Raw genomic sequence first — 1,915 nt, forward strand, 5'->3', positions numbered from 1 at the left:
AATGAATGGCCGATTAAATCGCCGCCTTTAGAGAAGCGGTGCTGGAACAGATCTTCAACAAGCGGTTCAACATCAGACAGTGCAGCGAGCACATTTCTGATGTCCCCCGGAGGGGGAATTTTAAGCTCATCGCGCAGCCTCCCCGAGCTTCCGCCGTCATCTGCGACCGTCACAATCGCCGTAATGTCAACCGGATGTTGCTTCAATCCTCTGAGCAATACCGAAAGGCCTGTTCCTCCGCCAAAAATTGCGATTTTTTTCTGATCTGCCATGCTATTTTCTGCTTTTCTTCTCGATGTCCCGGTGAGTAACATGAGTATAGTAGTCCTTTTTATAATAATCGGCAAGGTATTCAGCAAGCGTCACCGAGCGATGCTGTCCGCCTGTGCAGCCAATCGCGATGACTAGCTGGCTTTTACCTTCGCGCTTATATGACGGAAGCATAAAGCTCAGCAGCTCGGTCAGTTTTTCAAGAAACTTTTGTGTTTCGTTCCATTTCATCACATACGAAGATACTTCCTGATCTTTTCCCGTCAACGGCCTCATGCTGTCGATATAGTACGGATTCGGAAGAAACCTTACGTCGAACACTAGATCCGCATCGATCGGTAATCCGTATTTAAACCCGAATGACATTACATTCACTGTAAAGGTATGTCCATGATCTGCCGCAAAATGCTGGACAATTTTTTCGCGCAGGTCCCTCGGTTTCATATCAGATGTATCATAAATGATTTGAGAGCGGCCTTTCAGCTCTTCGAGAAGCTCCCGTTCCGTTCGGATACCCTCAAGCGGCAGGCCAGTTGTCGCAAGGGGGTGGGACCTTCTTGTCTCTTTATATCTTGAAACGAGAACCAAATCCTTGGCATCTAAAAATAAAATTCGCGGGGTAATCCAAGATGTTTCCCCAATCTCGTCAAGCGCTTCAATCAAGCTGTCAAAAAACTCGCGGCCGCGCAAATCCATAACAAGGGCAACTTTGCTCATTTTTGAACTTGATTCCTTCATCAGCTCCAAAAATTTCGGCAGCAAAGATGGCGGCAGATTATCGACACAGAAAAAACCGAGATCCTCAAAGCTTTGAATCGCCACTGTTTTTCCTGCCCCTGACATTCCGGTTATGATCACAAGCTGTATATCATGGCCTCCATTCGCATTCATGCTTCTCTCCCCCTCTTATGTTTATTCGCCTTGCGGGTCGAGGCGATAGGACAGCAATTCAAAGTCAGGCGTATACGTAAAGGTGCCGTGAAGCAGTCCTTTGCCTTTCAGCATAAAATCCAGAATATGGACGTCTCCCGGCGCCATCGGCAGGCTCCAGACGTCTGCCGCCTGATGCCACTCGATGATGCCTTCTTCCGATTCTTCTACATGTTTGCCTGTATAATGATCGGCGACGAATGTGAACATCATCCATTCAGATACGACCTGATCATTTTCTTTTATGATAAAGGTGAATATCCCTTTCAGCTGCGGGTTCAGCACATACAAGCCCGTCTCTTCGCGGTATTCCCTGATGACGGCGTCCCTGACGGTTTCCCCGCTTTCCATTTTGCCGCCGGGGGCTACCCACCAGCCTCGTCTGGGCTTTTGCAGCAACAGGACTTTATCACCTGAAGTCAGCACACAATTCGTCACTCTTTGCAAAGTCTGTCACCCATCCTTTTATTCCTTCAATTCTTTTTTCTATTATACCGCTTCCTGTCCCCGCTCACAATGAACATGCAGTTCCGCCGCGAAAATCGCTTTTTTCCGGACTGCTTTAAAGCTTTTCCAGGGTAAACCTTAAAGAAACGGCTTTTTCAGCGAATGGAAGCGCTTGCGAAAACCGTTCTTTCATTCTATTTTACAGCAAAAATAGACGTTTCAATATTGAAATTTGAACAACTTGTGAAATTTGTAAAAATTTCTCTTC

3 protein-coding genes are annotated in these 1,915 nt (G+C 46.7%); all 3 read right to left on the bottom strand.

Translation table 11 applies throughout. The features are described from left to right. The coding region (locus tag C1T29_RS20720) for a gluconeogenesis factor YvcK family protein (protein WP_208945547.1) at positions 1-272 on the bottom strand (272 nt) is incomplete at its 3' end. A 1-nt stretch (position 273) separates the two neighbouring features. Next, on the bottom strand, positions 274-1,161 hold the full coding sequence (gene rapZ, locus C1T29_RS20725) for an RNase adapter RapZ (protein WP_020453060.1): 888 nt from the start codon (positions 1,159-1,161) through the stop codon (positions 274-276). Positions 1,162-1,182: 21 nt separating this feature from the next. Then, complete coding sequence (locus C1T29_RS20730) at positions 1,183-1,647, bottom strand: 8-oxo-dGTP diphosphatase (RefSeq protein WP_023856352.1); 465 nt, start codon at positions 1,645-1,647, stop codon at positions 1,183-1,185. Positions 1,648-1,915: the final 268 nt, after the last annotated feature.

The organism is Bacillus sp. MBGLi79 (genome assembly GCF_002953915.1).